An 8,019-nucleotide genomic window follows, 5' to 3' on the forward strand; every position below is an offset into this window, starting at 1 on the left:
CCGATTATTAAAAAAAATGGGTAGGTTGTTCTATCTGACCGGTGTGATGCTAAATTCAACCTACCACTAAGCATGACCCCGATTTACATTAACCATGAAAAAAAATAACCGAAGGGAATTTCTCAAATCCGGTTCAATTGCAACATCACTTTTGGCTTTGGCGCCAATCGGATTAGGGGCTGGGAAATCTTTACTAAAAGTAAAGGTTCCAAATTCAACTAACCAAATTCAAGTACTTCATTCTGCGGGACTTAAAGGGCAGATTGAGCCCTTGGATTCCATTGGGGGCTTACGTTCGATTCAGGAGTTAAGGGTCGAAAAATCAGCAGCTTCCATTTATCTGGATTCGGGTAATTTTTTAACAAAGGATGTTGGATTTGAGCGTAATTTGGCTTTTCTCAGAAATCTAGTCTCGTCCGGATTGACCCTGGCAACTTTAGGGAAGCAGGAAATGGAATTTCCATCAAATGAACTTCAAAAACTCATTCAGGAAAGTAAGGTAAAAATCCTTGGTAATAATTTGGAAGGCAATGGGTTGATTTTAGGAGAAACCTACTTTACACGAGCCATTATTACCAGTGGTAAGTACCGGGTGGGAGTGCTTCCGGTTTCAGGTGCTTCTCTGGGAAGTTTAACTAGCAAGGCACTGGAATTAAAGTTGTTCTATCAATGTGATTTAGTTGTGGCTTTAGGTAATCCATCAGGAATGAGTTTTTCAGAAGCGAAGAATTATTTCGGTCATTCCCACCAAATAGATCATTTTTTGGTTGACGATGAGTTTTTCATGCCCCTGGGAACACGGGTGGTTCATTCAAAAAAGGGCAAAGAAATTTGGGTGTCAAGACCAGCTGATTTGGGACGTTTTGTCGGAAATTTCCAATATCAATTTAATTCGGCCTATGAAATTTGCCAGCTTTCCAACCATTCTTGCATTCCGGGAAAGGCCTCCAATCCACAGAAAATGGCTTTCTTGCATCAATTTTCAGCTCAAAACTTAGTATAAATGGAACCCTTTCTTTCTGAAATCCTACTAGTTTCTTTCAATTTTGCGCCCCGGGGATTTGCACTCTGTAATGGGCAGTTATTACCGATTAACCAAAATCAAGCTTTATTTTCCCTGTTGGGAACTACCTTTGGTGGAGATGGCAGGGTCAATTTTGCTCTGCCTGACTTGAGGGGAAGATGTTTGATTCATGTAGGGGGGAATTTTACTTTAGGAGAACGAGGAGGTGAACAAGAACATACTTTGTCCCTAGCTGCATTGCCTCCCCATACCCATCCCAAAAATCCTTCGGCAACTTATTCCGCTCCTTCGGCGGGTTTGGGGATTTCCTTAGATCCTGAAAATCGTATTCTGGCCTCCCATCCTGATTTTGAATCCCGCTTTTCTCCAAGACGAGATGAGGGAATGGCTCCGGTTGATGGTGCCTTGCAAACGGGAACTATGGGAGCAAGTCTTGCACATACGAATATGATGCCTTACTTGACTTTGAATTACATTATTGCTTTACAGGGAATTTTCCCTTCACCTACTTAAATAATTGATTATGTCTGGTATAGATTCTTTCGTCGGGGAAATCGTCATGTTTCCTTTTAACTTCGCTCCTAGAGGATTCAGCTGGTGCGATGGGCAACTGCTACCTATATCCCAAAATACGGCTTTATTTTCTCTTCTTGGGACGACCTATGGAGGAGATGGGAAGTCAACCTTTGCCCTTCCGGATCTTCAGGGTCGGGTTCCCATGCAGCAAGGACAAGGTCCCGGTTTGCCTCTCCATGATTTGGGAGAAAGGGGTGGTTTGGCTTCCGTAACGCTCACTGTAAATGAAATCCCACTTCACTCGCATTCTGCAACTCTAAAGATCCCAGCGGGAGGTCCTCCAGATCAAGACAGTCCAAAGTCAGGTTATCCGGCCACCTTTGCCGAAGGAGCTCAAGTCAATGGGAATGAGCCACTCTTATATGCCGATGCCGGCACCGGTCAAATGGGGTCTGTTGATTTTGAGGCAGAGACAGACAGTAGTGGAGGAGGCCAAGCTCATAATAATATGCAGCCTTATTTAACCTGTTACTACGCAATTGCGATGCAAGGCGTTTTCCCACCTAGAACATAAAATCATGACACCATTTGTAGGACAGATTAGTTTATTTGCAGGGAATTTTGCGCCAGCCGGTTGGCTTTTCTGCGACGGGAGTTTAGTATCTATTTCTGAATACGAAACCCTTTTTCAATTGATTGGAACTACCTACGGAGGAGATGGCCAGTCTACCTTTGCCCTTCCGGATCTACGTGGCCGTATTCCTATTCATATGGGGAATGGATTTGTTATTGGAGAGATGGGTGGAGCAGCACAAGTCACCTTGACCACAAATCAGATTCCTGCCCATACCCATGTTGTTCTTGGGCCAAGCTTACAGGCCTATGGGGCAAATGCAGGAAACCAAAGTGTTCCTCAGGGAAATTACCCGGCCATCACTCCAGGAGAGAATATTTACAGTAGCGTAAAACGAGAAGGAGTCTTCCTTCAAGATCCGCAAGGGTATGATCCCAATACTGCATTTGGGCAGACAGGAGGTTCACAGCCCCATGAGAATCAACAACCCTATTTAGCGGTCAATTTCATTATTAGTTTATTTGGAATATTTCCTTCCCCTACCTAATGAAAAAAGTTGGTGTTCTTTTACCGGGTTCTACTACCCATCCCCAAATGGGGTACGATTTCTTTTTTGGATTAAAAAAGGGGCTGAAGCAGTATTTCAGAGATTCGATCACACTTATTTCTGCCAATATTGGCTATGGAAAGGATGAAGAGGTCTTATACAAGGAGGCTGAACAGTTGGTTTTAAATCATGATGTGATCCTGCTGGTTGCTTTTGCTGATTATCCTAAGGCAGAGAAATTGGTGACCCTTTCCGAAAAGCTAGATATCCCTTTGATTTTGGTAGGATCCGGTGCCCGGTTTCCGAATCCAAAGGTTCATTCCAAGGTATGGTATTTGAATTTGGGGGAGCTTTTTGCCATGTCCTTTCTCGGAATTCAGGTAAAAAAGCAACATCAAACCAGTCAAATCAGTCTTCAAACTGATTTTTACAACGGAGGCTACGATATGTTTGATGCTTTTGGTAAGTCTTTCGGGAGTCTAGAAGAAAAAATAGGGGCAATCAATATCAGTTCGACCAAAGAGGAGGAGTTTTCCATTGAATCGATCAAGCCTTTTTTTAATTCTGGAAAAAAGCCTCAGGTAATATTGAGTATACTGTCGGCACCTAGTTCGGGATTTTTTTTAGAAAAGATCAAAACCGAAAATATCGAGTCAACACTTTTGGCTTCACCTACTTTCATTCAGGAATTGATGATAAAAAAGGAAAAAGAGGAGGAGTTTTCTGGTCTTTTTTCGGGCTGCTCAACGTGGGTAGTGGGTAAAGACCATACAAAAGATAAAAAATTTACGGAGAATTTTATTGCGGACCTATCTCGCTTTCACTCCCCTTACACGGCTTTGGGTTGGGAAGTCAGTCTGTTTATTGAACGGATGCTTGAATTGGAGTTAAGCAATTCCAGCAGTTCATTTTCTCCAGAATCATTGGATCAATCCTTTCTTTCTCATCCGATTCAAGGAGTTAGAGGAATCCTTCATTTTGATTCACCCAGCAGGAGCTTCCTTTCGGAACTCTATTGGGTGGAGGTTTCCTCGGATTCGATTCAAGTAACCGAAATTGAAATTGAAACTGCCCTTTCGGCCTGGAAACAAACGCTTCAAAAAACACCTGCTCCGCTCTATCCCGGCTGGGTCAATACTTACCTCTGTTCTTAACGCTTTCCTTGCAATCCACCTCATACTGCAGTTATGAAAAAAATATTTACCCCATTTTTAGTTCTTTGCCTGATCATAATTGGGGCTACCCAAGCCAAGGCCCAATGTATCTTAAAGCCCGGAGCTTTGTCATTCACAGGTGTAAATCTGAATGATGATGGCAATGGTGGGAGTCAGCAAGATGATGCCTTTTCATTTATCATCATGCAGGACCTTTCTCCAGGGTTTGAGGTTTACTTTACGGATTTGGGTTGGCTTTTCTCAGGAGGTTTTCAGCTTGCCGACCGAGCCCTGAGTGATGGGGTCATCAAATGGACCGTGCCTGCTGGAGGTATTGAATACGGTCAAGAGGTAACCATTTTTGCCAAATATGGACTTTCAGCTACTTTAGGTACCGTTACTGGAGTTCGCCAGACTCAAATTTCGGGGGTTTACATGGATTTGGGCATTATTGGTGATCAATTATTTGCCTTTACAGGGACGGTAGAAAATCCGGATTTAGTTGCAGGGATGAGTATTCAATCTGGTTGGAATCAACTGGATGCCGATGAATTCACCTCTTCAAATTCCTCGTTGCCTACCGCTATTGACCAGTTGGGAATACAGCACACAGCATTAACAACCAGTTCTTCTACTCGGATTGCCAGTGCCGTTCTTACGGATGATCCCCTGTCAGGAGATTTTATTGCGATAAATAACCTGCTAAATCTCCCTTCCTCTTGGCAGATAGATTCTTCTCCAAATCCGGGTGATACTCCGGTTGGATTCCAATTACCCGTCAATAAAACCTTTGTTGTATCCCCTTTTGCCTATTTGAATGAGCCTAGCGGCCCTTCAAACCTGGTTTATGGAGAAACAGCCACGTTTGAAGTAGTCTTGGTGGATACCAGAAACATTGCATCCTATCAATGGGAATTTGGAACGGATCAATTTAATTTTTCCCCTCTGACAGATAATGGTAATTATTCGGGAACCCAGAATTCTTCCCTTGATATTTCCAACCTAGACGTTTCATTGGGAACCGTTTATTTTAGAGTGACGACAGTGGATGATTGCGGGAATGAAGCCACATCTCCCGTTAAAGAATTAGCCCTTTTGCCTACTACGCTTACTCCGCAATTAACTGGAACGATTACCAAAGAATTTGACGGAAATACGGATGTGACTGTCACCGGCGCAAATTTGAGTTTGCAGGGAAATATTGTTTCCGGGGATGAAGTAGGGTTGGTTGTTCCGGTAGCCGGAAATTTTGAACAGGCTGGTGTCGGTACCAATTTGGAGGTTACGGTAACTGGACTTGCGCTAACCGGTGCAGATCAAACCAATTATCAATTGTCAGAAACTTCTGTAGCAGCGGCAGTAGGAGAGATTGTGGATACTACCCCTCCAACCGTTAACTCAATTGAAATACCTCAGAACGGGTATTATGCTACCGGCGATCTGCTTGAGTTCACCTTGGTCATGAGTGAAAATGTTCAGGTAGAAACAGGGTCCGGATTTCCAGGCTTGAGGATACAAATCGGAGAAGAATTCAAAGAAGCCAGGTATGTTTCCGGTGATAAATCCGCTTCATTACTCTTTAGCTACACGATTGAAAAGGATATGCTGGATACGGAAGGGATCGATTTAATTGGGTTAAGTTTAAACGGCGGACTAATCTTTGATCAGGTAAATTTGGATTTGGATTTGACCTTACCTGTTGTTTCCTTGCAAGGCATTAAGGTAGATGCACTTGCTCCTGATGGGTACTCGATTGGTTCATCTATCCCCGATATTAATTCCACCAACCAAAGTGCGTATCAATTCCCGATGGTTAATTTGGAACTTGGGGCAACCATTACTTACCAATTCCTTCTTGCAAGTTCTCCTTTTTCCAATGTTTTGGATGGTTCGGAATTAGTACTAGGAACTACTCAGGATGTGGGGGATAGTGGTTCTGAAATAAATTTTAGTGCAATAGCGGATGGGGAATACACGATTAGAGCCTTTCTTACTGATTCATTGGGAAATGTCGGAACTGCGGTGTCCCGAACAGTCCAGAAAGATGCTACTGCTCCAAGTGGGTATTCGATTAGATTTGATGAGCCCTATTATAATTTATCGAATTCTACCGGGTCGGTAAGTATAGAAAATGCTGAAGCAAACTCAACTTATCAATTGGTAATCACTAGCTCCGGTGATGGAAATACTCAGACCATTGAACGAGGACCGGTATCTATTACAGGAAGCTCGGTAACGATTCCTCTTGATTTTAGTCCTTTGGATGAGGGGGAATTAACTGCTTCGCTTTATCTGGTAGATGAGGCAGGAAATCAAGGAGATGCTGTTGAAGCCACTGCGATTTTGGATCTTACGCCGCCAGTAAGTCCTTCTGTTCCGGATATGACGGAAGCTAGCGATACGGGTGTAAGTAATACGGATAATAGTACTGCAGACAAAACCCCAACATTCACCGGTACTGCTGAGGCAAATGCTACCGTGGAGTTATTTAGAGATGAGGTTTCTTTAGGAACTACCACCACAGATGGTTCGGGAAACTGGAGTTTTACTTCTCCTTTACTTGCAGACGGAACGTATTCCATTACCGCTACGGCAACAGATGAAGCAGGGAATACGAGTTTACCTTCTGACGGTTTAGCCATTACCATCGATCAAAACCAATGTAATGCGCAGGCTGATTTCGATTTTAGTCCTTCGAATGGTTGCTCAAGTCCACTTACCGTATTTTTTACCGACCAATCTACGTCTCCCGATCAATGGGAATGGGACTTCGGAGATGGATCTTCCAGTACTGCCCAAAACCCAATTCATTCTTACACCAGTTTTGGAGAGTTTACGGTCAAACTCACCGTAACAGACACGGAATTGGGATGTTCAACCACCATCGAAAAAGTGATATCCAACTATGAGTTGAGCGCTGATTTTAATTCGGTTGGAAGTTTTGGTTGCGGCCCGCTGGAAGTAGATTTTGAGGATTTATCTACAGGAGCAGAAAGTTGGAATTGGGATTTTGGAGATGGAAACACTTCGGATGAACAAAACCCAACGCATAGGTATGAAAAACCGGGAGTATATTCTGTGACCTTAACTACCGGTGGTGGAGGCTGCACGGAATCAATCACCAAGACTAACCTAATAACGGTTATTGGCCCAGATGTGGACTTCACCCAGGATGTTACCGAAGGATGTGGACCACTTTCCGTATCATTTACAAATAACACCAGCTTAGCTTCTCCAATAATTAGTTATTTATGGGAATTTGGAGATGGAGCAACCTCGACCCTACCAAACCCAACACATGAGTATACCAATGCAGGTACTTATACGGTTAAATTAACAGCTTCCGATTTAGATGGCTGTAGTAGAACCCTAACTAAGACTAATCTGATTGAAGTTAAACTGCTTAAAGCGGAGCTTATACCCACTCATGTAACTTGTAACGGGGGATCTGACGGCTCGATTAATGTTGTCCCAAGTGAAGGTGTGGCACCTTTTACCTATGAATGGGATCATGGACCATCTTCTGCTATGGTGAATGGACTTTCTGCCGGAACCTATTCAGTGAAGATTACCGATGCCAATGGCTGTACTATTACCGAGTCCATTGAAATTACCGAACCAATACCAGCAGCGCTCACTACTTCAAATCCATCTTCTATAAGTTATTCAAGTGCTGTGCTTGGTGGGGAATTATTGAATGGGTTGGATTGCGTCCAAGAAACAGGAATTGTTTATTCCACCACTCCTAATCCGGATATTTCAGATTCAAAAGTTGTCATGACTTTGACGGGTAATGCATACTCCGACCTTGTCACAGGTTTGCAGTTAAATACGCTTTATTATGTAAAAGCGTATAATACCAATCAAAATGGTGTCACAACCTATGGAGATGAAGTGATGTTTACTACATCCAAAAAAACACTGATCGTTACCGCTGATGCTGATCAGAACAAAATCTACGGGGATGTCGACCCAGCCTTTACGTATGGGGTCTCAGGCTTTGAAAATGGGGACGATGAAAGCATTTTGACCGGATCCCTAAGCAGAACATCCGGAGAAGGTGTAGGCATTTATGCGATCAATCTGGGAAGCCTCAGCGCAGGAGATAACTACACGATTGACTATACCGGGGCAAACTTTGAGATTACGGAAAGAACGTTAAGTGTAGTTGCTAGTCTAAATCAGGGTAAGGTCTATGGAGAAG

Annotated in this window: 6 protein-coding genes; all 6 read left to right on the plus strand. The window is 43.3% G+C overall.

Going from position 1 to position 8,019, the window contains the following annotated elements; translation table 11 throughout:
- Nucleotides 1-94 precede the first annotated feature (94 nt).
- Nucleotides 95-1,003: a hypothetical protein gene (locus tag Q0L00_RS16020; protein ID WP_297337897.1), complete on the plus strand. Its 909-nt coding sequence runs from the start codon at nt 95-97 to the stop codon at nt 1,001-1,003.
- Complete coding sequence (locus tag Q0L00_RS16025) at nt 1,004-1,537, plus strand: tail fiber protein (RefSeq protein ID WP_297337898.1); 534 nt, start codon at nt 1,004-1,006, stop codon at nt 1,535-1,537.
- 10 nt (nt 1,538-1,547) lie between these two features.
- Entirely contained in the window at nt 1,548-2,114 is a 567-nt protein-coding gene (locus Q0L00_RS16030) for a tail fiber protein (RefSeq protein WP_297337899.1), read from the plus strand.
- Between the two features lie 4 nt (nt 2,115-2,118).
- Nucleotides 2,119-2,661, plus strand: a complete 543-nt coding sequence (locus Q0L00_RS16035) for a tail fiber protein (protein ID WP_297337900.1) — start codon at nt 2,119-2,121, stop codon at nt 2,659-2,661.
- Nucleotides 2,661-3,815 (plus strand): hypothetical protein, encoded by a 1,155-nt coding sequence (locus Q0L00_RS16040; protein ID WP_297337901.1) that lies wholly within the window; start codon nt 2,661-2,663, stop codon nt 3,813-3,815. The genes Q0L00_RS16035 and Q0L00_RS16040 overlap by 1 nt, the downstream gene beginning before the upstream one ends.
- Nucleotides 3,816-3,848: 33 nt before the next feature.
- On the plus strand, nt 3,849-8,019 hold a 4,171-nt coding region (locus Q0L00_RS16045; RefSeq protein ID WP_297337902.1), incomplete at its 3' end, for a PKD domain-containing protein.

This window comes from Algoriphagus sp. (assembly GCF_024305035.1).
Lineage (GTDB): Bacteria > Bacteroidota > Bacteroidia > Cytophagales > Cyclobacteriaceae > Algoriphagus.

What these genes read in the sequence shown, in the direction of transcription:
- Q0L00_RS16020 (WP_297337897.1), top strand. Translation starts at nt 95, where the DNA reads ATGAAAAAAAATAACCGAAGGGAATTTCTCAAATCCGGTTCAATTGCA.
- Q0L00_RS16025 (WP_297337898.1), top strand. Translation starts at nt 1,004, where the DNA reads ATGGAACCCTTTCTTTCTGAAATCCTACTAGTTTCTTTCAATTTTGCG.
- Q0L00_RS16030 (WP_297337899.1), top strand. Translation starts at nt 1,548, where the DNA reads ATGTCTGGTATAGATTCTTTCGTCGGGGAAATCGTCATGTTTCCTTTT.
- Q0L00_RS16035 (WP_297337900.1), top strand. Translation starts at nt 2,119, where the DNA reads ATGACACCATTTGTAGGACAGATTAGTTTATTTGCAGGGAATTTTGCG.
- Q0L00_RS16040 (WP_297337901.1), top strand. Translation starts at nt 2,661, where the DNA reads ATGAAAAAAGTTGGTGTTCTTTTACCGGGTTCTACTACCCATCCCCAA.